Origin of the sequence: Variovorax sp. PBL-H6 (genome assembly GCF_901827155.1) — a bacterium.
Taxonomy (GTDB): Bacteria; Pseudomonadota; Gammaproteobacteria; order Burkholderiales; family Burkholderiaceae_C; genus Variovorax.
Genome location: NZ_LR594659.1, coordinates 3,414,409 through 3,436,657, shown reverse-complemented (window position 1 = coordinate 3,436,657; position 22,249 = coordinate 3,414,409). Strand labels below are relative to the sequence as shown.

At 62.6% G+C, this 22,249-nt stretch carries 30 protein-coding genes and 1 tRNA gene; 21 read left to right on the top strand and 10 right to left on the bottom strand.

The features are described 5' to 3' along the window. The first annotated feature begins 35 nt into the window (after positions 1–35). The 11 genes from G3W89_RS16110 (at position 36) to G3W89_RS16060 (ending at position 7,453) form a co-directional block, all read left to right on the top strand. The gene (locus G3W89_RS16110) at positions 36–668 is read left to right on the top strand and encodes a DUF3102 domain-containing protein (RefSeq protein WP_162575132.1); all 633 of its coding nucleotides are present in this window, start codon (positions 36–38) and stop codon (positions 666–668) included. After that, on the top strand, positions 665–1,192 hold the full coding sequence (locus G3W89_RS16105) for a hypothetical protein (protein WP_162575131.1): 528 nt from the start codon (positions 665–667) through the stop codon (positions 1,190–1,192). The genes G3W89_RS16110 and G3W89_RS16105 overlap by 4 nt, the downstream gene beginning before the upstream one ends. Next, entirely contained in the window at positions 1,189–1,524 is a 336-nt protein-coding gene (locus tag G3W89_RS33310; protein ID WP_232076570.1) for an HNH endonuclease, read from the top strand. The genes G3W89_RS16105 and G3W89_RS33310 overlap by 4 nt, the downstream gene beginning before the upstream one ends. A gap of 126 nt (positions 1,525–1,650) precedes the next feature. Beyond that, positions 1,651–1,845, top strand: coding sequence for a hypothetical protein (locus G3W89_RS16095; RefSeq protein WP_162575130.1), 195 nt, complete (start codon positions 1,651–1,653; stop codon positions 1,843–1,845). Continuing rightward, on the top strand, positions 1,842–2,384 hold the full coding sequence (locus G3W89_RS16090; protein WP_162575129.1) for a hypothetical protein: 543 nt from the start codon (positions 1,842–1,844) through the stop codon (positions 2,382–2,384). The genes G3W89_RS16095 and G3W89_RS16090 overlap by 4 nt, the downstream gene beginning before the upstream one ends. Before the next feature lie 98 nt (positions 2,385–2,482). Further along, positions 2,483–3,043: a hypothetical protein gene (locus tag G3W89_RS16085; protein ID WP_162575128.1), complete on the top strand. Its 561-nt coding sequence runs from the start codon at positions 2,483–2,485 to the stop codon at positions 3,041–3,043. 14 nt (positions 3,044–3,057) lie between these two features. Then, a complete protein-coding gene (locus tag G3W89_RS16080; RefSeq protein ID WP_162575127.1) occupies positions 3,058–4,239 on the top strand; it encodes a phage major capsid protein in 1,182 nt (393 codons plus the stop codon). Between the two features lie 424 nt (positions 4,240–4,663). Beyond that, positions 4,664–5,029 carry a P27 family phage terminase small subunit gene (locus G3W89_RS16075; RefSeq protein WP_162575126.1) on the top strand — a complete coding sequence of 122 codons (366 nt, stop codon included), beginning with the start codon at positions 4,664–4,666 and terminating at the stop codon, positions 5,027–5,029. Position 5,030: 1 nt separating this feature from the next. Then, complete coding sequence (locus G3W89_RS16070) at positions 5,031–5,288, top strand: hypothetical protein (RefSeq protein WP_162575125.1); 258 nt, start codon at positions 5,031–5,033, stop codon at positions 5,286–5,288. Between the two features lie 224 nt (positions 5,289–5,512). Then, a complete protein-coding gene (locus tag G3W89_RS16065) occupies positions 5,513–6,178 on the top strand; it encodes a hypothetical protein (RefSeq protein WP_162575124.1) in 666 nt (221 codons plus the stop codon). Between the two features lie 171 nt (positions 6,179–6,349). Then, positions 6,350–7,453, top strand: a complete 1,104-nt coding sequence (locus G3W89_RS16060; RefSeq protein ID WP_162575123.1) for a GNAT family N-acetyltransferase — start codon at positions 6,350–6,352, stop codon at positions 7,451–7,453. 45 nt (positions 7,454–7,498) lie between these two features. On the opposite strand, the gene G3W89_RS16055 is transcribed toward G3W89_RS16060, so the two are convergent. Continuing rightward, positions 7,499–7,846 carry a hypothetical protein gene (locus G3W89_RS16055; protein WP_162575122.1) on the bottom strand — a complete coding sequence of 116 codons (348 nt, stop codon included), beginning with the start codon at positions 7,844–7,846 and terminating at the stop codon, positions 7,499–7,501. An 18-nt stretch (positions 7,847–7,864) separates the two neighbouring features. Then, positions 7,865–8,458, bottom strand: a complete 594-nt coding sequence (locus G3W89_RS16050; protein WP_162575121.1) for an ATP-dependent DNA ligase — start codon at positions 8,456–8,458, stop codon at positions 7,865–7,867. Positions 8,459–8,638: 180 nt separating this feature from the next. Between G3W89_RS16050 and G3W89_RS33700 the strand changes: the two genes are divergently transcribed. The 4 genes from G3W89_RS33700 to G3W89_RS16035 all read left to right on the top strand — a co-directional run bounded on the left by G3W89_RS33700 (position 8,639) and on the right by G3W89_RS16035 (position 9,608). Then, positions 8,639–8,719 carry a DUF3606 domain-containing protein gene (locus tag G3W89_RS33700; RefSeq protein WP_443083210.1) on the top strand — a complete coding sequence of 27 codons (81 nt, stop codon included), beginning with the start codon at positions 8,639–8,641 and terminating at the stop codon, positions 8,717–8,719. Continuing rightward, positions 8,716–8,814, top strand: coding sequence for a DUF3606 domain-containing protein (locus tag G3W89_RS33695; RefSeq protein ID WP_443083209.1), 99 nt, complete (start codon positions 8,716–8,718; stop codon positions 8,812–8,814). The genes G3W89_RS33700 and G3W89_RS33695 overlap by 4 nt, the downstream gene beginning before the upstream one ends. 32 nt (positions 8,815–8,846) lie before the next feature. Next, entirely contained in the window at positions 8,847–9,041 is a 195-nt protein-coding gene (locus G3W89_RS16040; RefSeq protein ID WP_162575120.1) for a hypothetical protein, read from the top strand. 393 nt (positions 9,042–9,434) lie between these two features. Next, the gene (locus tag G3W89_RS16035) at positions 9,435–9,608 is read left to right on the top strand and encodes a hypothetical protein (RefSeq protein ID WP_162575119.1); all 174 of its coding nucleotides are present in this window, start codon (positions 9,435–9,437) and stop codon (positions 9,606–9,608) included. A 5-nt stretch (positions 9,609–9,613) separates the two neighbouring features. On the opposite strand, the gene G3W89_RS16030 is transcribed toward G3W89_RS16035, so the two are convergent. Beyond that, positions 9,614–9,835 (bottom strand): hypothetical protein, encoded by a 222-nt coding sequence (locus tag G3W89_RS16030; RefSeq protein ID WP_162575118.1) that lies wholly within the window; start codon positions 9,833–9,835, stop codon positions 9,614–9,616. 226 nt (positions 9,836–10,061) lie between these two features. Here G3W89_RS16030 and G3W89_RS16025 point away from each other — a divergent pair, with 226 nt between their 5' ends. Further along, positions 10,062–10,346 (top strand): hypothetical protein, encoded by a 285-nt coding sequence (locus tag G3W89_RS16025; RefSeq protein WP_162575117.1) that lies wholly within the window; start codon positions 10,062–10,064, stop codon positions 10,344–10,346. A 245-nt stretch (positions 10,347–10,591) separates the two neighbouring features. Next, entirely contained in the window at positions 10,592–11,173 is a 582-nt protein-coding gene (locus G3W89_RS16020) for a hypothetical protein (RefSeq protein ID WP_162575116.1), read from the top strand. 46 nt (positions 11,174–11,219) lie between these two features. Here the strand turns inward: G3W89_RS16020 and G3W89_RS16015 are convergent, their stop codons facing one another. From G3W89_RS16015 to G3W89_RS16000, 4 genes are all read right to left on the bottom strand, one after another. Beyond that, positions 11,220–11,963 carry a hypothetical protein gene (locus G3W89_RS16015; protein WP_162575115.1) on the bottom strand — a complete coding sequence of 248 codons (744 nt, stop codon included), beginning with the start codon at positions 11,961–11,963 and terminating at the stop codon, positions 11,220–11,222. Positions 11,964–12,040: 77 nt separating this feature from the next. Next, positions 12,041–12,131: transfer RNA gene (locus tag G3W89_RS16010), tRNA-Ser, on the bottom strand. A 36-nt stretch (positions 12,132–12,167) separates the two neighbouring features. After that, positions 12,168–13,097, bottom strand: a complete 930-nt coding sequence (locus G3W89_RS16005; protein ID WP_162575114.1) for an SPFH domain-containing protein — start codon at positions 13,095–13,097, stop codon at positions 12,168–12,170. Positions 13,098–13,132: 35 nt separating this feature from the next. Next, entirely contained in the window at positions 13,133–13,558 is a 426-nt protein-coding gene (locus G3W89_RS16000) for an NfeD family protein (RefSeq protein ID WP_162575113.1), read from the bottom strand. Positions 13,559–13,676: 118 nt separating this feature from the next. Between G3W89_RS16000 and G3W89_RS15995 the strand changes: the two genes are divergently transcribed. Beyond that, positions 13,677–15,971 carry an arginine/lysine/ornithine decarboxylase gene (locus G3W89_RS15995; RefSeq protein WP_162575112.1) on the top strand — a complete coding sequence of 765 codons (2,295 nt, stop codon included), beginning with the start codon at positions 13,677–13,679 and terminating at the stop codon, positions 15,969–15,971. Between the two features lie 6 nt (positions 15,972–15,977). Here G3W89_RS15995 and G3W89_RS15990 read toward each other — a convergent pair whose 3' ends face one another. Further along, positions 15,978–16,847, bottom strand: a complete 870-nt coding sequence (locus G3W89_RS15990; protein ID WP_162575111.1) for an EamA family transporter — start codon at positions 16,845–16,847, stop codon at positions 15,978–15,980. Positions 16,848–17,042: 195 nt separating this feature from the next. Here G3W89_RS15990 and G3W89_RS15985 point away from each other — a divergent pair, with 195 nt between their 5' ends. Continuing rightward, complete coding sequence (locus G3W89_RS15985) at positions 17,043–17,603, top strand: fasciclin domain-containing protein (RefSeq protein ID WP_162575110.1); 561 nt, start codon at positions 17,043–17,045, stop codon at positions 17,601–17,603. An 11-nt stretch (positions 17,604–17,614) separates the two neighbouring features. On the opposite strand, the gene G3W89_RS15980 is transcribed toward G3W89_RS15985, so the two are convergent. Next, positions 17,615–18,469 (bottom strand): DNA ligase, encoded by an 855-nt coding sequence (locus tag G3W89_RS15980; protein ID WP_162575109.1) that lies wholly within the window; start codon positions 18,467–18,469, stop codon positions 17,615–17,617. 74 nt (positions 18,470–18,543) lie between these two features. Further along, positions 18,544–19,326, bottom strand: a complete 783-nt coding sequence (fabI, locus tag G3W89_RS15975; protein ID WP_162575108.1) for an enoyl-ACP reductase FabI — start codon at positions 19,324–19,326, stop codon at positions 18,544–18,546. Positions 19,327–19,363: 37 nt separating this feature from the next. On the opposite strand from fabI, the gene G3W89_RS15970 reads away from it, so the two are divergent. Both G3W89_RS15970 and G3W89_RS15965 read left to right on the top strand, forming a co-directional pair. Beyond that, on the top strand, positions 19,364–21,160 hold the full coding sequence (locus tag G3W89_RS15970) for an extracellular solute-binding protein (RefSeq protein WP_162575107.1): 1,797 nt from the start codon (positions 19,364–19,366) through the stop codon (positions 21,158–21,160). A 12-nt stretch (positions 21,161–21,172) separates the two neighbouring features. Further along, positions 21,173–22,207 carry a microcin C ABC transporter permease YejB gene (locus G3W89_RS15965; RefSeq protein WP_162575106.1) on the top strand — a complete coding sequence of 345 codons (1,035 nt, stop codon included), beginning with the start codon at positions 21,173–21,175 and terminating at the stop codon, positions 22,205–22,207. The last annotated feature ends 42 nt before the right edge of the window (positions 22,208–22,249 follow it).

Genomic DNA, 22,249 nt, shown 5'->3' with positions numbered 1-22,249 from the left:
GTTGCCATCTATGCGGGCAGCCGAGGGGGTGCAGCATGATCGAACTCCGACTGAACCTCGCCTCCGACATCAATCGGGCTTGCGAGCAAGCCAACGAGAAAGCGGACGAGGCAATCGGCTTCGCCAAGCTGGCCGGCACCCTGCTGCTTGAGGCAAAGGCCGCCCTGCCCCATGGCGAATGGCTGCCTTGGCTGGAGGCGAATGTCTGGGTGACACCGCGCCAGGCTCAGCGGTACATGCAGGTTGCGCAAGGCCGGCCGCTGCCTGTGCGGTCGCTGGCCTCGACCTCACTTGAAACGGTTTCAAGTGAGACGGCAAAAACGACACCGGTGTCGCATTTGGAAGTGGATGCGCCCCGCCTCTTTGCCGGCGACGCCGACGCGGCAGAGTTCGTGCCGGCGGCCGGCTACTGCTATGCGGTGATCCTGCCCGACACCACGGTCTACGCCGTTGAGCCCTCCCTGAAGCACCCGGGCTACTTCTTCGTGTCGAAGATGGACGCTGCCACCGACATGGTCGACTACACGCGGCGGCCAGTTGCGGCCGGCTGGGTCGAGGTCAATCTGCAGTACTTCGGGCTCGAGAACCCTTCCGCGGTGGAATGGCGCATGAAGCCATCTGCCGGCGTGCTGGAGGCTCTGGACACGTTCCCGGGGTGCGCAGCATGAATGAGCAGATCCCGCACCTAAACATCGAGACCCTGCCTAACGGCAACATCCGGGTCGAGAACGAAAGCATGGGCGACAGCTACGTCGTAGACCTGCACCCCATGCATCTGCGCTTCATTGCTGAGCATCTGGGCCTTGTCCGCGAGATGTCTGCATCGCACGCGGACGCCTTGCGGACGGTCGACAAGCTGGGCCGGCGTCTGCGCGTCCTGTCGGAGAGGGTCGAGCAGTTGACTGCCTGGATCTGGGAAGACTCGGAAGACATAAATCAGGCGGTGCTGTGGCACAGCGATGCCACGCGGGATCTGGCTCGCGAGTTCCTGCGCGAACTGTCTGAGTCCGGCGCAGTTGTCACGCCATGTCACGCGGAGTCACGCGTAACTCCCGCGCCTGTCCCGCGGGACACCACGGGAACAAAACCCATCGGGAACCCAGAAGAAACCCAGCGGGTTCCGAACGGTTGTCCAACCACCGTTGAACATCCGTTGTCGCGCGCTTCCTCGCAAATGGAACTCAGAGCATGAAGAGCACTGCGAGGCTTAAGACCTTGAAGCCAAAGCTGGGCACGCTGAGCGCCAGCCGCGTGCCCACTCTGGCCACGAAGGCCGGCGCCACGCCCCGGCAGCGCGGCCGGGCGTGGATGGAGACCAGACAGCGCATCGCCCTGGCGCATGGCTATGAGTGCGTCGACTGTGGCCGAGTGTGGCGATCGCACGTCGACCACATCGACCATGACACGCCGCTCGAGCAAGGCGGCAGCAATGACGACGCGAACCTCAGACCGATGTGCGATGAGTGCCACAAGGCCAAGTCTGCGCGCGAGGCCAGCGCGAAGGCAGCAGGGGCAAGGTCATGAGGGGGGTGGCCAAAACCTCCCGCCCGGTGCCTCCTGACCCGGCTCGAAGGTCTTCTTCAACGCAAACCCACAGAACGCCGGCAAACGTTGTGTGCGCGGGCCTGTGCGCGCGCGCGAGGAGGCTCCATGCTGCCTGAGAGCCAACCTCTGCCCGGCACCGTTCGCAGCCGCATCAATCGCATCGCACATGCAGCCGCCCAGCAGCACGAGATGGATCTGCGCGCTCGCCTGCTTGCAGAGTTGCGGCTGTTCGCGGCGACCGGTGCCAAGTTGGTCGACATGGAACGGCGCCTCGACGAGATCGAAAGGGCGCAGTCATGACGTCCGTTTTCGATCCTTGGACCTCCACCGCGACTGAAGCCCTGCAGGCAAACGAGCAGCACCAGCCAGGAGCCCCCGAGCCTCTTGCGCAACATCAGGCGGCGCAGGAAGTGCTCAGCGCACGGGCTGCATGCCTGGCAGGAGACGGCGGCTGCGCTGTGCTGCATTGCCTGCGGCTCTGTCTTGCGAACGCCTTGCATGTGCCTAGGTGGCTGGCTGATGCCTTCATCGGGCGGCATAGCCGGGTCGTCGATGCAGAGGTGTGCACTTGGGATGAGGCATTCGGTCGCCCGTGGCCGCCTCACACCCGTTTGGCCGCTGTGCGCAGGCAGCGCCAGCTCAAGAACAAGGTTCACGCCGCTGTATGGCGCCTGATCACCGAAGAGCCCGATGTGCCGATCGCTCGCGATCTCTTCGAGCGCATCGGAGAAATGCGCGGCATCGACGTCTGCGGGTCGACAGCGGAAGACCTCTACTACCAAGCCCTTCGGGATGGCGCCCCCAGCGTCGCCCAAGTGCGAGCGGCTCAGCGGGCATAGCAATACCCCGTAGTTCGCCAAAAGCGGGGGACGGACTTTCGGGGTCCGCATCGCATCATTGATCCATCGATTCCACCAAACCCTTAAAGATCTTCACCATGGCCCATATCTCAAAGAACCCCCGGTACGCCGAAGCAACCAAAGAGTACGAAGCGCTGGGCGTCGCGCTCGGAAAGGTCGAAGGCCGCATCGCGGAAATCGAGGCTCTCATGCGTGCCAGGGCGCCTGATCCGGAATCTGCCCATGTGGCCGCGGCGCTTGAGTTTGCAACGACCGGCAAGGTGAAGTCGGCCGACAACACGCCGACTGCTCTCAGCGAAGAGCATCTTGTCCTCCGCCAACAGCGTGAAGCCTTGAACAATGCCCTTCGCATCCGCAGGGAGGCCATGCAACACATTGCCGGCGAGCTCAGCGTCGAGGCATGCGCGGCTCAGGAGAAGGCGCACCGCGAGCTCGCCGCGCGCTATGCCGCCAAGCTCAAGGAGCTCGACGCTCTTTATGAAGAAGAAATCGCGCTGATCAGCTCCATCGAGGCGGAGGGCTTTACTGCCAACTTCCGCAACTACATCCAGTGGCCGCACATCGGCCGTCTGCGCATGGGCCATGAGTCGGCGATCTTCGTCCATCTTCGCGACATCTCGCGCTACGCCCAAGACTGAAAGGGAGAACCTACATGCCAACAATCAACGACCTGAAAGCGCAACGCGACGTCAACGTTCGCAGCGCAAAGAACATGCTTGCCGAGATGGGTTCCCGCAGATGGAACCCGCAGGAGCAAGCGAAGTTCGACCGCTATGTCGACGAGGCCGAATCGGCGCAAGGGCGCATCGACGCTGCCCAGATCGCCGCAGGGCAGTCTGACGCGGTCAGCGCCCATTACCGTGAGGGGCTTGAGATCTTCCTGCGCAATAGCCCGAACATGATGTCGGCCGCGCAGCTCAAGACGGTCCGCAACGCCATGTCGACGACGACCGGATCTCAAGGTGGCTTCACGGTCGCGCCCATGATCGCCTCTGAGATGGTGAGCCTCCTGAAGGGTTACGGCTGGATGCGCCGCGTCGCACGGCGGACCACGACCGAAAAGGGCAACGACATGAGCTACCCGACTTCGGACGGCACCGGCGAGGTCGGGGAACTGCTCGCCCAGAATGCACCCGCATCCTCGCTCGATCCGAGTTTCGGGACGGCGCCAATCCCGACCTACAGCTTCAGCTCCAAGGTGTTCACGGTGCCGATGGAACTGTTGCAAGACAGCCAAGTCGACATCGTGTCGTTCATCATGGGTCGTGCTCGGGATCGCATCGGCCGCTCTCAGAATGCCTTCTTCACCACTGGCACGGGCACTAACCAGCCCACCGGGCTTGTCACGGCCTCCAGCGTGGGAAAGACCGGCACGACCGGGCAGACGTTGACCGTGACCTACGACGACCTAGTCGACCTGGCCGACTCTGTGGACGAAGGACACCTCGGCATGCCTGATGCGGAGGCCGGCAGTTCCGACGTGCTGCCTGGCTGGATGTTCTCGCAGACCACGCGCAAGGTGATCCGGAAGCTGAAGGACACGAACGGCCGCCCAATCTGGGTGCCGGCCGCTGGGGGCGAACTCCCGCAGTTGCTTGATGCGCCCGTGTACATCAACAACGACATGCCGGCGCCGGCCGCCAATGCGAAGAGCATTGCGTTCGGCAACCTCAACAGCTACATGATCCGCGACGTGCTCGAGGTGAGGCTGCATCGCTTCGATGACAGCGCCTACGCATTGAAGGGGCAGGTCGGCTTCCTCGGCGTCGTCCGCTCGGGCGGCGCGCTGCTCGATTCTGGCGCGGTGAAGCTCTATCAGCACAGCGCAACGTGATCACCAAGCCGGCGTCCCGAGAGAGCGAAGCCATAGAGGCGCCGGCATCGCATGGGGGTTCGCTTGCCCCGGAGCCCATTGGTTCGCATGGCGGCGCCCTCAAGAGCGCTGCGAGACGGCTCACCGCCTTCACCGGCTGCACGCCGCACCTACATCAAGGGAGTTTCTATGAACCCGGCCGAACGGAAGAAGCAAGAGCGCATCGCGTTCATTCATGCAGAGCTCGAACGCCTGCAGGTTGGAGTCGAGACGCTGCCCTCTGGTGCAGTTCGCATCCAGAGGGGCAGGTGTCATCTCTTCGCCGCTGGGTTTGAGTACCTGACCGACGACGATTTGACGATGCTCGAAGGTGGCCGGGCGCCGACCTCACACGGCGCGCCGGGCAGGGTGCCCCGGGGAGGTGATTGTTTGAGATCCCCTGATCTTGGAAACCGGGCGCTTCCTCACGCGGACTGTAAGCCGGGCACTTTTCCTCAATTTTCCAATGCGTAAGCGACTAACTTCCAAACCACCGACGGGCCTGACCGCCGAAGCCCGCGAGTTGTGGAAATCGACGAACGAGGAATATTCGTTCGAGACTGCGGCCGATTTCACGCTGCTGCGGCAACTGTGCGAGACGCTGGACCGCCTGCGCGAGATCCAGGCCGCCATAAAGAAGGGCGGCCTCATGGTGGCTGGCTCACAAGGGCAGTTGCGCATGAACCCTCTCCTCCAGGCCGAGGAGGGCGCGCGCCGCACGATCCTGGCTCACGTTCGGGCCTTGCGGCTGACATCTACCCCGGAGTTCTGAAATGCCCACCTCTGATCGCAAACCCCGCGCTCGCCGCAAAACTGACGAGCCGGCGCTTTCAGGTCTGGCGCTGGCTCGCGCGATGCACGCTGCCAGCGGCGACCCTGAGGCCTGGGCTGCGCTCCGCCCGTGCGCCATTCGCGGGTTGACGAAAGGCACCCTGAAGCCCGAACAGGCCGCAAGGATCTTTGATGCCTATGGACGCAAGCCGTACCTCATGCCGAGCCTGCCCCCATCGCAACTCGATGAGGCCGAGTAGGCCTCTCCCCCTCCACCATCGTTCATAGGTAGCCCAAAAATGCCTCAGTTCCTTCCCGTCATCGGCGCAACCGCCGGGTCTATCGCGGTTGGCACCACCTTGGTCACAGTGGTCACCTTGTCGCAAGTGCTCATTGCAGGCGCCGCCGTAGGCCGCGCTGTCGCCACTACGCCTACTGCCCTCCGGCGAAGCCCTCGCTGTTCCGCATCCACGCAAGGAAAATCATGAGCCTCTTCAACGTCTGGGTGTCGCCCACCAAGGCCATGGTGATCGTGGACACAGAGGTAAAGGCGCAGGACGGCCGATACTTTGAGGGCAGCAAGATGCTCACCTTGCCGCACGCGAACATCGTTGTCGCGGCGCGCGGCAATACCTTGTTTCTGAGCACGCTGTTCTCGCTGCTTCACGTCGCGCAGTGCACGAGATGCGATGACTTCGAGGCCCTCATGTTCAGTGCGCTGAAGACGACCACCGATCAGCTAAAGACGCTCGAGCAGACCTTCGCCTTCAAGCACTCGATCTACGACAACGAAGTCGCGTTGGTCGGCTACTCGCACTACTACGGCGGCATGCACTGCGTGGCCTACGAATCGCGTGACGAGACCGGCTTCACAGCGCAGGAAATCAGCGACGCCTACTACGCGCCTTGGGATGAAAGCTGGGGACCGGCGCCGACCGGCTTTCCGACGCCTGGCATCGCGCGCGCAATCGCGTCGGAACAGATGGCGGACCTGCTGCAGATGCACCCTGACAAGCCATTCGGCGGCAGGCTGTTGCTCGCCGAGCTGACGCGCGAGGACATAAAAGTCTGCACCGGTTCACCGCTGACCGGCAGGGCACTCAACCAGCCGCCGGGGCCGCGAATCTGGGAAGCGGGCGCGGCACTTTGAGGAAAGGGAGCCCTTTCGCAAGGCTTCGTTCCGCTTGTGCCTTGAGATCCGCTAGATTCGAGGGAGGCAAGGGCACAGCACGCTGTCAGCATCCTAGGCCTAGGATGCGTCGCTTAGCACTTGCGCACCTGCAACTGCGGCGGCACAGTAGACAAGAACGAGAGGGCTCCGATGGATCTGTTTTTGAGCTGGCTGGAAAAAATCGCCGCTTTGACACAAACCTTGCCTCCCTGGGCCAAAGTTCTTTCTGCGCTCATCATTGTCGGTGCCGCCGTTCTTAGATGGTTTACCAACTGGCGGCGGCGACGGCGCGATCCCGTGGCAGGCAAGTACTTCGCTGCCTTCGGTCATAGTAGTGGGCCAGAAGTTACTAAGAGCGTCTTGGCAGTAAACCAAACTGGCTACGCAATTGACGGGAAAAACGCAATGCTGGACAAAAGTCGAACTTGGACCCTGAAAGGACGGCTCAAAGGGGGCGTGGTGCAAGGCACCTACGACGAAAAGGTAGACGGACGGCGCCTTAGCTCCGGAGGATTTGTTTTAGCGCGAGGCCCTGGGCTGCCATCGCAGCTTGCGCCTGACCTAGGTGAGAATTTGGGGACATCCTTGCGTCGGGAGGATTTTTTTGGAGGCTGGATTGGCCAAGATGCGGATGGACACGGCAAGGTGAACCACGGGTACTATCTCTGGCGGCGGAATGCGCCTGTCAATGTGAAATCAGCGTCAAAATTTCCTTGGTGTCGAAATCGACTACATGACGCCTCGGACGTCCTCAGGGATGGCTTAGGAACGTACATCCAATATTCGGAGCTTTTGAAGAGAGTCGAGAGCAACGAAAGAATTTGGGTGGAGGTTGCCTACCTAAAAAGGAAACCGGTTGGTGCAATCGTGTTTTCGATCGGAGCTGGAGACGACATCGGCGCCGGAATAAAGTCCAAAAAAGCCAAGAAGGCTCTTGAAGGACGCCCAAATGTTGGATTTCTAGAACATTTGGCAGTTACCAAAGCCTACCGAGGAACTGGCATTGCGAGTACCCTATTAACGAGGGCGATTGAAACGTTTGATAAATCCAATTGCGGCGCACGGGTGGCGGTCTCTTGGTTGCCTCAACGTCCGGGGGCACAAACCTCTCTCGGATTGCTGAAGGCGTTTAAGTTCGAGGAAATTGAGAGAATCCCTAAATACTGGGCTGACGCCCCGTCCAGAGAGGACTACTGCCCAGAATGCGCGGGCCAGTGCCAGTGCGATGCAGCCATCGCACTTTGCAGGGATTGAGCCCAGTGCCTCATTTTGTGAGCTTTGGGACAAACGAAATTTAGATCACGGAAACAACTGCTCCAAGTGATCGATCGTGTCGCGTAGTCGGACTAAGGCTTGGAGAGTTTCTGCGAAAGCTTCCTGACTAACGCCATGCTCTACGAGCACCTCGAAGACGAACGATTCAAAGGCATCACCGATGCGACCTTCAAGCATTTGGTGCTCTTCGAGTATCACATTGCCCCGTATCAGCAGATTGGCCATCGCACGCGCGACGGGAGCGTGTCCGTTGTCGAACGCCTCAATAAGCCGCTTCATTTCTTCGGGCGTCACCGGCATATTACCCTCGTCAAATTCGCAGTTGATCGGAATGGCGCCTGCCCGCCTGGGGCTTTCACGTTTGGCGTTCACGCGCGTCGCTCTTTGCAATCATCGCCTGAACCTCTCAGCCGGGATCGCCCCTTTGCGGCGGATCTTGACCCATTCTGAGGTTCGCACGCCGGGCTTGTAGAGGCTGTCGATCCTCTTGGCGACCAACCCCTCCAGCTTCAGTTGCTCGGCCATCTGGAACAGCTCCTGACCATGCTCCGCGTCTACGTGGGTCATCGGCAAGATGGACGGCAGCCCAGCCATGCGCTTGAGCATCCTGGCCTTGCGCTTCAGCAGGGGTAGCCCGGTGAGATCCTTCCCGCCCTCCTCCAGAAGATCGAAGACGCAATAGGTCACGGGGTCCGCCCCTTCGTACCACCTCCGGCGCCTGGCGCGATCCTGCAGGCGGTTGAAGTCGCTCCGGCCGTACTCGTCAAGGACGCACACCTCACCATCGACGACGTGCGGCCCACCCTTCACCGTTGCCAGGCTCTTCGCCACCTCGGGGAACCACTTCGTACAGTCGGCTCCGTTCCTCGTCCTGAGCTCTGCCGAGCCGCTGCCGAACTGAGCCAGGACACGATAGCCATCGAACTTCAGCTCGTACACCCAAGCATCGTCGCTCCACGGCAGCAACCGCTCGTCCAGGAGCATGGGGGATAGGTCACGTAAGTGAAGCATGTGCATTTAGGGTCACATCCAGCCTACAAGCCTCCTGTCAGGGAAATGCGCAAATCGCCTGCATGAAAAGCCGAGACGACCTGGTCAGAGTAATTCAGGACCTGTCGGCGCTGGCAGCCCAACCCGATCGACTGGCTGAAGGAGCACGACAACATGGCAGACGACAAGAGCAAATCGGGCGGCCAAGACCGCACCCGCATCAACTTGAACCAGGACTATGAGGTCAGGGACTGACCAAGTCGCTCGGTGTCACCGAGGACGAGCTGCGCAAGGCAGTCGCCGCGGTGGGCAACCAGGCCGACAAGGTGCGCGAGTACCTGAAGAGGTGAGCCCGGCACAGCCCACACGGCACGAGGCGACGATGCCCAAGCTCGAGACGCCCTACTACCACCGAGTCAACGGGCTCCTGTTCTTGGTCGACCGCCCGGTGATCGAAGAGGAGTTTCTTGAAGCAGTGCGGAATGCGCTGGCGGGCTTGGGTGTGGTTCCCCGCAGCGTCGAGGTCATGGCGGATGGCTATTCCTCCGACCTAGGGCCACCAAGGCAAATCGACTGATCTGCTGGGATGATTTGCCATGGACGATTTAACGTTGCTCCAGCTGTGGCGAAAGGCAGTCCGGTTAGCGGACCAAGAAGAGGTTCGCTTCTACCATCACAACTTGGAATACTTGCGCGTCCTAAGCCGAGTCCAATGGAACTAGACGCCTGCCTCAGGCTCCGCAGGCTCGCGAACAAGAGCTTTGATGAAGCAATGAAGGTGACCCCGGCCCCTCCTAGGCTTGTTGAGTGACATTTGCCCTGTTGCAGCCCTGCACGGGTGCTGCATACTTGTTGCTGAGCCTCAACTTGGCTTCAGATGAAAATATCACCGCCTCGTCAACCCTCGGACCCACCTCCTGCCCCCCCTGACTGGACCATTGAGGTTGGATGCGAGCCTGTTGGCGAAGGAATGTATTTCTATGCCGATGTGAAGCGTTCCGGCAAGGTCATGTCTCGCGTCGGCATCAGCGGGGTCGCAGAAGAGGCAACCGCCAGAAGGCAATTGGCGACAAAGGCGCGCACCTGGATCGACGAGTTTCTGAGCCGAGAACAGGGATCTGGCGCCCTATCGCAAGACGCTTGACCCGCTCAGTCACCGTCGGCCAGGAGATGCAGTTCTGAATTTGCAATGTTGAAAGCGAGTGCAGTGCAACCCGACTCCCAGGCGCTCTCGTAGGTCGAGAAGGTACGATCTGATCGCATGTAAGGTGTGAACCCCGGCAGGTCATCGAAGGACTCGGACAGCGACCATTCAAACGCTCCCGGGTGGAGCGCTTCTACCGTCAAGATGAGAAAGCGGAAGCGGCTCATGTAAACGATGGTGGGCGTGTGCACTCCCCCTTGCGTCGGCCGCCGCCTTCTTTGATGGAAGGAATCTGTGCTGCAGCTCACCGGCAGGGTAGAGGCTCAAAGAGGGTTGGCTCCTCGGCTGCTGGCGGCTCCTTCGGCTCGCGCGGTCTAGCTTGGACTTGGGCTGCCGCGGCGGCTCTGGTGCGCCGGGGCGGCGTCGCAAGCTGTATATTCATACAGTATGAGAGTGCAGATGAAGCGCCGCTTTCGGCGCGGGGTGGAACTGACCGACCGGCAATTCGGCGAGCAGCCGTGGTTGCATGGCGCCTTGGAGATGCACGGAGCGGTGCTGTACCTGAGCCAAGCCGGACCGCACGGCAAGCCGCCGCCCGAGGGCACATTGCACCGCGTGTCCCTGAAGGCGTGTTTCGGCAATTCGATCAGCTTCACCGGCATCGAGGCGAACGGCGAGCAGTGGAACGCTCAGGTCTGGTACTGCGAGCTCTCTGGAAGCGAGCCGCCGAAGGTGTAGGAACCCTGGGCGCCCGGCCTAGCCCTTGTTGTGCCACGCGTCCGGATTGCGGCACCAAGCTTCTCGCGTTTGTGGGGAGAAATTCACGTAGCCGAAAGACCGTGTGCATCTACGATCCATAACTGCCATTCGGTTGTGGCCGATGGTTGTTGTCGACCCTCCGGGGTACTCCGAATTTGGAACCCATCCTAGGGAAACCGGGCGCTTCCTCTTCCTTCGCTAAATGTGGACAGAAAACCATTCTTATGAAAAAACTCTTTCTCATCGGTTCGCTCGTGCTTCTTCCAACTGCCTCATTTGCTGGACCGTTTGGCGTGGAAATGGGAATGACAAAAGAGCAAGTCGCTACTCAAGGAACGTTGCAGCCTTCAAAAACGCCTAATGTTTACATTGCAAATAACCTGCGTAGTGGTCACCCCGATTTCGACGACTACCGCTTCTTGATAACTCCCGTCAGCGGACTCTGCAGGGTTCAAGCGTGGAAGAGCAACATCAGCACGAGCGCCTATGGCGACGGATTGCTGAGCGAATTTGAAGCGATCCAATCAGCTATAACGTTAAAGTATGGGGCAGGGAAAAAGTTCGACTATCTGCAACACAAGAGCATCTGGAACGAGCCACGAGACTTCATGATGGGTTTGAAAGCGGAGGAGCGGACGCTTGCTGTCATGTGGGCAAACCCAAGCGCTTCTGATGGACTCGAAGCCATCTCTCTAAAAGCGTTAGCAGCAAGTCCCAATACGGGAATGATCTTGCTCACGTATGAGTTCAAGAACTTCGAAGCATGTGCTCAAGAGCAAAAGGCAAAACGCTCTGCGAATCTCTAACTAGCGCTGCCCTCCTGTTCCCACCGGGGGGGAGCGATGTCCGATTTCAAGCCCGTAGCGTCACGAAAACACCGGTTGCCTGTTTTTGGTTCGGAATGCCGATTCCAATGCCAAACTTGTACTCGTCGGTGAACGCGCGAAGTTCCGCTTCATCGGACTCCCAAAGAGTGAACTGCTTCGGTGCTTGCTTGACCGAACAATTTTCCTCTGTGGCGATGTTTATCCGGAGCTCGTACTCGCCAGCCATCCACTGGAAGTTCTGCTGAAACAGCTTCACTCCCTGCTCCACCAGAGTTGGACTGATGGGCGCCGGCCCTGCATATCCTGGCGTGGGCCTATAGCCCTCTCGCTTCACTGCGGAAGAAAGTAGATTTAGTTCACGCGTTTTCTCGCGAGTGAGATCGAGATACGCATTGACGCTGAGCGTGGCCTCTGCGCCAGAAGCCAGCGTCAGGGGCATGAACATCAGCGTTTGGTTGTTCGTTTGGTCCGGAAAAAATTCCGTGACCGGCAGCTCGATCAGATGCTTTCCGGAACGTCTTATTTCGAGATTGATCGCCGTGATCCGGGTTGAGCGACCGCCTGTGTTCCGAATGTTCAGGATGACGCCAGCCGTCGGATAACCGACTATGTGGGTGAGACGGAACTTTTTGGGCGTCTCGACCACCAGCTTGGGTGGTCGAAACCAGTCCTTCAAGGGAGGTACTTGGGATAGCGCGATCGCAATCGCAGAAGCTACGAATGCCCAGAAGGTCCAGTCGAGATAGTACGGGGTCGAAGCTCCTTGCACGCCGTTTCCTCTTTGTGGGGATTTTTGTGGGAACTGGAAGCAAAACGGGCCGCGAAGGCCCGTGCTTATTGAGTGGTTGGCGGAGCAGGCGGGATTCGAACCCGCGGAGGGCTATTAACCCTCACACGCTTTCCAGGCGTGCGACTTAAACCACTCATCCACCGCTCCGAAGCCCGCGATTGTAGCAGCGAGGATCGACCCCTCTCAGGCGGTAGTCGACGTCTTTCCCGCCTGCACCATGCGCATTGCCGAGGCGATGAGCGTGGCGGTTTCGTTCATGTTGCTGGGCACGATCAGGGTGGTGGTGGCGTCGGCCGCAACCTTGCCGTAGGCATCGACGGCGCGCTCCGCCACCTTGAGCTGTACGGCCTGCTCGCCGCCCGGCTGGCGGATGGCGGCGGCCACGCGTTCGATGGCCCCGGCCGTGGCCTCCGCCACAGCGGTGATGGCCGCGGCCTCGCCCTGGGCGTTGTTGATCTGGGCCTGCTTTTCGCCCTCGGAGCGCGCGATGAAGGCCTCGCGCTCGCCGGTGGCGATGTTGATCTGCTCCTGGCGGCGGCCTTCGGAGGCGGCGATCAGCGCGCGCTTCTCGCGCTCGGCCGTGATCTGGCGCTGCATGGCCTGCAGGATCTCCTTCGGCGGCGTCAGGTCCTTGATCTCGTAGCGCAGCACCTTTACGCCCCAGTTCAACGCCGCCTCATCGATGGCGGCCACCACCTGCGCGTTGATGATGTCGCGCTCCTCGAAGGTCTTGTCGAGCTCGAGCTTGCCGATCACGCTGCGCAGCGATGTCTGCGCCAGCTGCGTCACGGCCACGATGTAGTTCGACGAGCCGTAGCTCGCCCGCATCGGGTCGGTGACCTGGAAGTAGAGGATGCCGTCGACCTGCAGCTGCGTGTTGTCGCGGGTGATGCAGATCTGGCTTGGCACATCCAGCGGGATCTCCTTCAGGCTGTGCTTGTAGGCCACCTTGTCGATGAAAGGGATCAGGAAGTTGGGCCCAGGCGTCATCGTGTTGTGGTACTTGCCCAGGCGCTCGCGCACCCAGGCGTTCTGCTGCGGCACGAACTTGATGGACTGGCTGATGACGATGATCGCGATGACCAGCAGGACCAGGGGGACGGTGAATTCCATGAAGATGCTTCCTCGTTGTGCTTGTTGCTGCAGTATCAGATCTTGTCGACCACCAGCCGGCTGCCGACGACCTCGGTCACGCGGTGCTCGCCGGGGGCCGGCGTGGCGCCGGGGCGGGGCACCACGGTCCATTGCGCGCCGCGATAGCGCACGGTGGCCGTGCCGTCCGGATTCCAGGCCTCGACGAAGATGCTCTCGCCGATGTCCAGGTTGAGGTCGCGGTTGGCGGTAGCCGGTGGCTCTGCCGGGCGCTTGCGGCGAATCGTGTGCCACACGAGGACCGCGCCCACGCCGACCACCGCCGCCACGACCAGCTGCGTGCCCAGACCTGCGCCGGCATGCGCCGAGATGGCTGCGGCGGCGAAACCCGCGCTCAGCAGCAGCAGGTAGACGGTGCCGGACAGCAGCTCCAGCACGACGGCTCCCCCTGCAATCAGCCACCAAACGGTGGAACTCGCCATGTCACGACTCCTCTCTAAGTGAAGGCACGACATTCTGTGTCAAAAAGCGCGGCGATCCCTTCATCCGAATTCCGTACACTTCGCGCCTGTTTGCTTGTCCCGCCCGCCGGAGCCCCCCATGAAATTCCGCTTTCCCATCGTCATCATCGACGAGGACTTCCGCTCCGAGAACACCTCGGGACTCAGTATTCGCGCGCTGGCCAAGGCCTTCGAAAGCGAGGGCTTCGAAGTGCTGGGCGTCACCAGCTACGGCGACCTGAGCCAGTTCGCCCAGCAGCAGAGCCGCGCCAGCGCCTTCATCCTCTCGATCGACGACGAGGAGTTCACCCCGGGCCCCGACCTGGACCCAGCGGTTTTGAACCTGCGTAACTTCATCGGCGAGGTGCGGCGCAAGAACGCCGACGTGCCGATCTATATCTATGGCGAGACGAAAACCTCGCGCCATCTGCCGAACGACATCCTGCGAGAACTCCATGGCTTCATCCACATGTTCGAGGACACGCCGGAATTCGTGGCGCGCCATATCATTCGCGAGGCCAAGTCCTACCTCGAAGGGGTACAGCCGCCGTTCTTCAAGGCCCTGATCGACTACGCGGAAGACGGCTCCTACTCCTGGCACTGCCCCGGCCATTCCGGGGGCGTCGCTTTCCTGAAGAGCCCCGTCGGCCAGATGTTCCATCAGTTCTTCGGCGAGAACATGCTGCGCGCCGACGTGTGCAATGCGGTGGAGGAACTCGGGCAGTTGCTCGACCACACCGGCCCGGTGGCCGCGAGCGAGCGCAACGCGGCGCGCATCTTCAACGCCGACCACTGCTTCTTCGTGACCAACGGCACCAGCACCAGCAACAAGATGGTGTGGCACCACACGGTGGCGCCCGACGATGTGGTGGTGGTGGACCGCAACTGCCACAAGTCGGTGCTGCACGCGATCATCATGACCGGCGCCATCCCGGTCTTCATGAAGCCGACGCGCAACCACTTCGGCATCATCGGCCCGATCCCCCAGAGCGAGTTCGAGCCAGCGGCCATCAAGGACAAGATCCGCGCCAATCCGCTGCTCTCGCATGTCGATGCCGACAAGGTCAAGCCGAGGGTCATGACGCTCACGCAGTCGACCTACGACGGCGTGATCTACAACACCGAGACCATCAAGCGCATGCTCGACGGCTACGTGGACACGCTGCACTTCGACGAGGCCTGGCTGCCGCACGCGGCCTTCCACCCCTTCTATGGCACCTACCACGCGATGGGCAAGCGGCGCGTGCGGCCGAAGGAGTCGCTGGTGTTCGCGACCCAGTCCACGCACAAGCTGCTGGCCGGCATCAGCCAGGCCAGCCATGTGCTGGTGCAGGACTCTCAGAACCGCGCACTCGATCGCGACCTCTTCAACGAGGCCTACCTGATGCACTCCTCCACGAGCCCGCAGTACGCGATCATCGCCAGCTGCGACGTGGCCGCCGCGATGATGGAGCCGCCCGGCGGCACCGCGCTGGTGGAAGAGAGCATCCTCGAGGCGCTGGACTTCCGTCGTGTGATGCGCAAGGTGGAGGAGGAGTTCGGCAAGGACGAATGGTGGTTCAAGGTGTGGGGTCCCGAGAAGCTGGTGGACGAAGGCATCGGCCGCGCCAGCGACTGGATCATGCACGGCGAGTCCCGCAGCGGCCCGAATGCCAGGAACGGCGCGCGCAACTGGCACGGCTTCGGCAAGCTCGCCGACGGCTTCAACATGCTGGATCCGATCAAGTCGACCATCGTGACGCCCGGCCTGGACCTGAACGGCAAGTTCGCCGCGACCGGCATTCCGGCCAGCATCGTCACCAAGTTCCTGGCAGAGCACGGCGTGATCGTCGAGAAGACGGGGCTCTACAGCTTCTTCATCATGTTCACGATCGGCATCACCAAGGGCCGCTGGAATACGCTGCTCACGGCGCTGCAGCAGTTCAAGGACGACTATGCGCGCAACCAGCCGATGTGGCGCATCCTGCCGGAGTTCTGCCAGAGCCATCCGGGCTACGAGCGCCTGGGGCTGCGCGACCTTTGCCAGCATGTCCACGAGCTCTATGCACGCCACGACGTGGCACGGCTCACGACCGAGATGTACCTGAGCGACCTCGAGCCGGCGATGAAGCCCAGCGACGCCTACGCCCACATCGCGCACCGCAAGACGGAGCGGGTGGAAATCGACCAACTCGAAGGCCGCATCACCACCAGCCTGATCACGCCGTACCCGCCCGGCATTCCGCTGCTGATCCCGGGCGAGGTCTTCAACAAGAAGATCGTCGACTACCTCAAGTTCGCGCGCGAGTTCAACAGCGAGTGCCCGGGCTTCGAGACCGACATCCACGGGCTCGTGGCGCGCATCGACGAGACCGGCAAGAAGCGCTACTACGCGGACTGCGTGCGCGCGGGCTGAGCGGAGTCAAGCCAGGCGCAGCACCATCACGCCAGCCACGATGATCAGCGTGCCCGCGGCGCGCTGCCAGCCGAAGCCCTCGCGAAGGAACAGCGTGCCGATCAGCGCGGCGAACAGCACCGAGGTTTCGCGCAGCGCCGCGACGATCGCCACCGGCGCCCGGGTCATGGCCCACAGCGCGATGCCGTAGCTGCCCAGCGAGGCGGCGCTGCCGATCAGCGCCAGCTTCCATCGGCCCGCCATGTAGCCAAGCGCCTCGCGGCGCTTGCCGGGGCGGCGCCACAGCACCAGCAGCATGTAGGGGATGCCGTCGAACAGGAACAGTGTCGCCACATAGGCCAGTGCATTGCCCGCGACGCGCACCCCGATGCCGTCGACGACGGTGTAGAGGGCGATGACGGCAGCATTGGCCAGCGCGAAGCCGAGCGCCTTGTTGCGTCGGGATGGGTCGTTCTCGTGCAGCGCCGAGCGCGACAGGCCCAGCGTGACCACGCCCGCGCACAGCACGGCGACGCCGACCCAGGCTGTCACCGGGATTGCCTCGCCGATGAACGTCGCGCTGCCCATGGCGACGAGCAACGGCGCGCAGCCGCGCATCACCGGATAGGTGAGGCTCAGGTCCCCGTGCTTGTAGGCGCCAGCCAGCGCGGTGTAGTAGGCGATATGGATCAGCAGTGAAGCCGCCATGTAGGGCCAGGCTGCGAGCGGCGGCAGGCCCGTGATCATCACCAGCGGAACGGCGATGAAGATGCCCATGCTGTGAACCAGCGCGGTGTCCAGCGGCTTGTCGGTGCCCGATTTGATGAGCGCATTCCAGGCGGCGTGGAGCAGGGCGCCGAAGAGCACCGCCACGACGATGGGTCCGCTCAAGCTCACGGTTCGCGCGCGTCGAGGCAGTGGGGGCGGATGTGTGCTTCGTGTGTCGGAGAGAGCCAGGACATCCGGCGATGGTAAGCGGCCTGGAATGCAGTATTTCGCTTCGTGCGTGGAATCCAATCCGGCTCGCCCTCCGTATTGAATGCAGCCGCCGCCAAACCGGTGCCGGTGTCACCCCCAAAGGAGCCTTCCATCATGAGCAGCAGCTTCCCCCGTCTCGCTTCCATCACCCTGGCCGTTGCGATGGCCGCAGGCGCCGCCACCATCGCCTCCGCGCAAGTCATGGTCGGCGGCGCGCAGATGTTCGCGACCAAGGACATCATCGACAACGCCGTCAATTCGAAGGACCACACCACGCTGGTTGCCGCGGTCAAGGCTGCCGGTCTGGTCGAAACCCTCAAGGGGCCGGGCCCCTTCACCGTGTTCGCGCCGACCAACGCGGCATTCGCCGCCTTGCCCGCCGGCACCGTGGACACACTGCTCAAGCCCGAGAACAAGGGCAAGCTCACCGCCGTGCTGACCTACCACGTGGTCCCAGGCAAGCTGGACGCCGCGGCGCTGGGCAGCCAGATCATGGACGGCAAGGGCATGGCCACGCTCAAGACGGCCGCGGGCGGCACGCTCACCGCCAAGGAAAGCGGCGGCAAGATCATGGTGGGCGATGAGAACGGCGGCTGGGCCACCGTGAGCACCGCCGATGTCTACCAGTCGAACGGCGTGATCCACGTGGTCGACAAGGTGCTGCTGCCCAAGTAAGGGCACGGCGCCTAGGAAGAGGAGGCGAGGTCGTCCCGCACCCGCAGGAAGCGCGCGAATCTCGGCAGGCCGCCGGGATTCGTGCCGTTGTAGCGATAGCTGACCCAGCTTCCCGCAGCCGGCGGGTGTTCGCGTTGCGCGTCGCTGAAGCCGCCGCCCAGCTTGAAGCGCCGGCCTTCGGGCGTCTCGACGAGCAGTGCGCCCATGCGCCCGAGGTGCCGGCCGCGGCCAGGCACGTGTGCGAGGACCCGTGCGTCGGCGTCCTCGTAAGGTTTGAACTTGAGCAGGTCGGCTGATCGTTCCCCGCGGTAGGCGGAGGCACCCCGATGCAGCATCAAGCCTTCGCCGCCCATGCGCACTGTCTTGTCGAGCAGCGCCTGCAGCTCCTCGTGCGTGCCGGCCTGCACCTGGGGCACCGGCACCACCCACGAGGCGTCCTTCAAGGGCAGCAACTTGCGCAGCGCTGCCAGCCGTGCCGTGAAGTCGCCGGGCCGGGCCGGCAGGTCAAAAACCATGAAGCGGATGTTCCGCCAGGCCGTGTCGTTCGGCGCCTGGTCGCGAACCGTGGATACCGTCTCCGCGAAGCGCCCGCGGCCGGCCCACAGTTCGCCGTCCATCGGCACCGCCGGCAGCACTGCGGTAAACCAGGCGGGAGCTGCCACGCGCTCGCCGCCACGCGTCCAGAGCTGCCTGCCGTCCCAGTAGCCGCGCATGCCGTCGTACTTCTCGCTGACCCAGTAGTCCGCCAGCGGCATTCCGCGGCGATAGACCTCGGCCAGCATGAGCTTCGACGCGGCCGCATGCACCAGTGCAAAGGGCGCCAGCGCGAGCGCGGGGCCGAGAAGCAGTAGCTTTCGACGATCCATGTGTTGTTCCCTGAATGAATTTCTTGTGCTGAGGCGAGCCGGTCTGCCGCCGGCAAATCGCGCGAAGCGGCGCGCTATTCGGCGATGCCGCCGACGACCTGGCTGAAGCCGCCGTCGACATAGGTGATCTCGGCAGTCACACCGCTGGCCAGGTCGCTCAGCAGGAAGGCCGCGACGTTGCCCACTTCCTCGATCGTGACGTTGCGCCGGATCGGGGAGACCTCCGCCACCACTGCGAGGATCTTGCCGAAGCCCTTGATGCCGCTGGCCGCCAGTGTCTTGATCGGACCGGCGCTGATGCCGTTGACGCGCATGCCCTTGGGGCCCATCGATTCGGCCAGGTAGCGTACCGAGGCCTCGAGCGAGGCCTTGGCGAGACCCATCGTGTTGTAGTTGGGCAGCACACGCTCGGAGCCCAGGTAGGTGAGTGTGAGCAGGGCCGACTTGTCGTTGAGGTAAGGCAGGGCCGCCTTCGCCATGGCCGGGAAGCTGTAGGCGCTGATGTCATGGGCCACCCTGAAGCCCTCGCGCGACAGGCCGTCGAGGAAATCGCCAGCGATCGCCTCGCGCGGCGCGAAGCCGATGCTGTGCACGAAACCATCGAACTTGGGCCAGGTCTGCGACAGGTCGGTGAACAGCTGGGTGATTTGCGTGTCGTCGCCGACGTCGCAGTCGAACACCAGCTTGGAGCCGAAGTCGGCCGCGAACTCGGTGATGCGGTCCTTGAAGCGCTCGCCCACGTAGCTGAAGGCGAGTTCGGCTCCTTGCTCGTGGCAGGCCTTGGCGATGCCGTAGGCGATGGAGCGGTTGCTCAGCACGCCGGTGATCAGGAATTTTTTGCCGGAAAGAAAGCCCATGAAGCGACCTCGTGAAAATCTTGGGCAGAATTCTCGCATGCGAGGTTGGCTGCTCTTGGTGTTGGCGCTCTCGGCGGCTCCCTCGTGGGCCGCCCATGCGTACGCGCAGTTCGGAGACATCAAGTACCCGCCGGGCTTCACGCATTTCGACTACGTCAACCCGGACGCGCCCAAGGGTGGCGAGATCCGCATGGTGCCGCCGATTGCCGTCACCAACTTCGACAAGTTCAATCCGTTCACCCTCAAAGGAACCCCGCCGGCCGGCCTGGCGCAGCTGGTGTTCGAGAGCCTGCTCATCGGCAATGACGAGGAGCCCACCACGGCCTACGGCCTCCTGGCCGAGGATGTGGAAGTGGCGCCGGACAGGCGGTCTGCGACCTTCAAGATTCGGCCGGAGGCGCGCTTCAACGACGGCACGCCCGTGCTTGCGGCCGATGTGGTCTATTCGTTCGAGACGTTGACGGGCAAGCTCGCGGCGCCCCAGTTCAAGACCATCTACGCCGAAGTGAAGGGCGCGAAGGCGCTGGGCGAGCGCACCGTGCGCTTCGAGTTTGCGAGCAGCAACCGGGAGCTCCCGCTGGTGGTGGGGGGCATGGCGGTCTTCAGCCGCGCCTGGGGCGGCGGCAAGCCTTTCGACCAGATCAACGTCGAACTGCCCATCGCATCCGGACCCTACCAGCCGGCCAGCGCGCGGCTGGGGCGCGACATTACGTACGTGCGCGATCCCAAGTACTGGGGCGCCCATCTCGCGGTACGAAGAGGCCAGCTCAACTTCGATCGCGTCACGTACAAGCTCTACCTGGACGAGACGGCGCGCTTCGAAGGACTGAAGGCAGGCGAGTTCGACTTCATGCGCGAGTTCATTTCGCGCAACTGGGCCCGCCAGTACTATGGCAAGCCCTTCGAGACCGGCGAGCTCAGGAAGCAGGCATTCGAGAACCGAAACCCGGGGGATTTCCAGGGCTACATCTTCAATCTGCGAAAGCCGAAGTTCCAGGACATCCGGGTGAGGCAGGCACTTGGGCTGACCATGGATTTCGAGTGGCTCAACCGGCAGATGTTCTATGGCCTGTACAAGCGCGCAGTGGGGTACTTCCCCAACAGCGACTTCCATGCCGAAGGCGTCCCCGGCGCCGACGAGCTGGCGCTGCTCGAGCCGCTGCGCAAGCAGCTTCGGCCCGAGGTCTTCGGCCCTGCGCCGGTGCCACCCAGCACGGATCCACCCTCCAGCTTGCGCGGCAACCTGCGCAAGGCGCGTGCCTTGTTGGCGGAGGCCGGCTGGACCTATCGAGACGGCGCGCTGCGCAACTCGAAGGGCGAGGCCATGACCATCGAGTACCTGAACGCACAGCCCTCGGGCAACCGCCTGGTGTTGCCGATGCAGGCCGCGATGCGCAAGCTCGGCATCGAGCTCACCATTCGCAACGTGGACGGCTCGCTCTACCAGCAGCGCATGGACGAATTCGATTTCGAGTTCAGCAGCCTGCGCAAGCCTGGCACCACGGCACCCGGTGGCGAGCTGTTCGACTATTTCGGGTCCAAGGCGGCGGGCACATCGGGCTCCGCCAACATCTGGGGGATCCGCGATCCGGCCGTTGATGCGTTGCTGCAGAAGGTGGTGGAAGCCACCACGAGGCCTGAACTGTCTGTCGCGATGCGCGCGCTGGACCGGGTGCTCTCTCATGGCTACTACTCGATCCCGCAATGGACGAGCAACAGCTTCCTGGTCGGATATCGCCCGGGGCCTTTCGTGCTGCCCAAGGTGCTTCCGCCTTATTACGACGCCGGCACCTGGGCCGTGTCGACATGGTGGGCTTCGCCCTCCAACAAGTAGGGCACCCACTTCATGGCCAGCTACATCCTCAAACGCCTGCTGCTGATGGTGCCCACGCTGCTGGGGGTGCTGATCGTGACCTTCGGCGTGATCCAGTTCGTGCCCGGAGGGCCGGTGGAGCAGATGGTGTCGCAACTGCAAGGCCGCGACTCCGGCGGCGAACGGGCTGCTACCAGCGGCTCCGGCTACCGCGGCCGCCAGGGCCTTGACCCGCGGCGCATCGAGGAGATCAAGCAGCTCTACGGCTTCGACAAGCCGCCGCTGGAACGTTTCTGGCAGATGCTCAAGGGCTATGCACGCTTCGACCTCGGCAACAGCTTCTACCAGCGCAAGGCCGTGTGGGAGCTGGTCAAGGAAAAGCTGCCGGTCTCGATCAGCCTGGGCCTGTGGACCTTCTTCATCAGCTACCTGATCGCCGTGCCGCTGGGCGTCGCGAAGGCCGTGCGCGCGGGCACGCGCTTCGACTTCATCACGACGCTCATCGTCCTGATCGGCTATGCCATTCCGGGTTTCGTGCTCGGCGTCGCGCTGCTCGTGGTCTTCGGGGGGCAATTGCAGTGGTTTCCGCTGCGCGGATTGACCTCGTCCAACTGGGAAAGCATGAGCTGGGGCGCCCGCATCGTCGATTACCTCTGGCACATCACGCTGCCGGTCACGGCCATGGTGCTCGGCAGTTTCGCCGTGACTGCGATGCTGACCAAGAACTCCTTCCTCGAGGAGATCCGCAAGCAGTACGTGTTGACCGCCCGCGCCAAGGGCCTGAGCGACCGCCGGGTGCTCTGGAAGCATGTCTTCCGCAACGCCCTGATTCCGATCATCACGGGGTTTCCGGCAGCTTTCATCGGCGCCTTCTTCACCGGCTCGCTGCTCATCGAAACACTGTTCTCGCTCGACGGATTGGGCCTCCTGAGCTATGAAAGCGTGATTCGGCGCGACTATCCCGTGGTGCTGGGCACGCTCTATCTCTTCACACTGATCGGACTGGTGACCAAGCTGATCAGCGACCTTTGCTACGTTTGGGTGGATCCGCGTGTCAAGTTCGATTGAGTCCCCCATCAGCGCCGGCCTTTCGAAGCCTGTCGAAGGGCA

Excerpts from the sequence above, each read along its gene's own strand:
- G3W89_RS16070 (WP_162575125.1), top strand. The coding sequence starts at position 5,031 with ATGCCCACCTCTGATCGCAAACCCCGCGCTCGCCGCAAAACTGACGAG.
- G3W89_RS16005 (WP_162575114.1), bottom strand. The coding sequence starts at position 13,097 with ATGGAATTCACCGTCCCCCTGGTCCTGCTGGTCATCGCGATCATCGTC.
- G3W89_RS16105 (WP_162575131.1), top strand. The coding sequence starts at position 665 with ATGAATGAGCAGATCCCGCACCTAAACATCGAGACCCTGCCTAACGGC.
- G3W89_RS16085 (WP_162575128.1), top strand. The coding sequence starts at position 2,483 with ATGGCCCATATCTCAAAGAACCCCCGGTACGCCGAAGCAACCAAAGAG.
- G3W89_RS15995 (WP_162575112.1), top strand. The coding sequence starts at position 13,677 with ATGAAATTCCGCTTTCCCATCGTCATCATCGACGAGGACTTCCGCTCC.
- fabI (WP_162575108.1), bottom strand. The coding sequence starts at position 19,326 with ATGGGCTTTCTTTCCGGCAAAAAATTCCTGATCACCGGCGTGCTGAGC.
- G3W89_RS33700 (WP_443083210.1), top strand. The coding sequence starts at position 8,639 with ATGGCAGACGACAAGAGCAAATCGGGCGGCCAAGACCGCACCCGCATC.
- G3W89_RS15985 (WP_162575110.1), top strand. The coding sequence starts at position 17,043 with ATGAGCAGCAGCTTCCCCCGTCTCGCTTCCATCACCCTGGCCGTTGCG.
- G3W89_RS16110 (WP_162575132.1), top strand. The coding sequence starts at position 36 with ATGATCGAACTCCGACTGAACCTCGCCTCCGACATCAATCGGGCTTGC.
- G3W89_RS16030 (WP_162575118.1), bottom strand. The coding sequence starts at position 9,835 with ATGAGCCGCTTCCGCTTTCTCATCTTGACGGTAGAAGCGCTCCACCCG.
- G3W89_RS16035 (WP_162575119.1), top strand. The coding sequence starts at position 9,435 with ATGTATTTCTATGCCGATGTGAAGCGTTCCGGCAAGGTCATGTCTCGC.
- G3W89_RS15965 (WP_162575106.1), top strand. The coding sequence starts at position 21,173 with ATGGCCAGCTACATCCTCAAACGCCTGCTGCTGATGGTGCCCACGCTG.
- G3W89_RS16000 (WP_162575113.1), bottom strand. The coding sequence starts at position 13,558 with ATGGCGAGTTCCACCGTTTGGTGGCTGATTGCAGGGGGAGCCGTCGTG.
- G3W89_RS33310 (WP_232076570.1), top strand. The coding sequence starts at position 1,189 with ATGAAGAGCACTGCGAGGCTTAAGACCTTGAAGCCAAAGCTGGGCACG.
- G3W89_RS16080 (WP_162575127.1), top strand. The coding sequence starts at position 3,058 with ATGCCAACAATCAACGACCTGAAAGCGCAACGCGACGTCAACGTTCGC.
- G3W89_RS16065 (WP_162575124.1), top strand. The coding sequence starts at position 5,513 with ATGAGCCTCTTCAACGTCTGGGTGTCGCCCACCAAGGCCATGGTGATC.
- G3W89_RS16020 (WP_162575116.1), top strand. The coding sequence starts at position 10,592 with ATGAAAAAACTCTTTCTCATCGGTTCGCTCGTGCTTCTTCCAACTGCC.
- G3W89_RS15980 (WP_162575109.1), bottom strand. The coding sequence starts at position 18,469 with ATGGATCGTCGAAAGCTACTGCTTCTCGGCCCCGCGCTCGCGCTGGCG.
- G3W89_RS16090 (WP_162575129.1), top strand. The coding sequence starts at position 1,842 with ATGACGTCCGTTTTCGATCCTTGGACCTCCACCGCGACTGAAGCCCTG.
- G3W89_RS16050 (WP_162575121.1), bottom strand. The coding sequence starts at position 8,458 with ATGCTCCTGGACGAGCGGTTGCTGCCGTGGAGCGACGATGCTTGGGTG.
- G3W89_RS16060 (WP_162575123.1), top strand. The coding sequence starts at position 6,350 with ATGGATCTGTTTTTGAGCTGGCTGGAAAAAATCGCCGCTTTGACACAA.
- G3W89_RS15970 (WP_162575107.1), top strand. The coding sequence starts at position 19,364 with ATGCGAGGTTGGCTGCTCTTGGTGTTGGCGCTCTCGGCGGCTCCCTCG.
- G3W89_RS16095 (WP_162575130.1), top strand. The coding sequence starts at position 1,651 with ATGCTGCCTGAGAGCCAACCTCTGCCCGGCACCGTTCGCAGCCGCATC.
- G3W89_RS16040 (WP_162575120.1), top strand. The coding sequence starts at position 8,847 with ATGCCCAAGCTCGAGACGCCCTACTACCACCGAGTCAACGGGCTCCTG.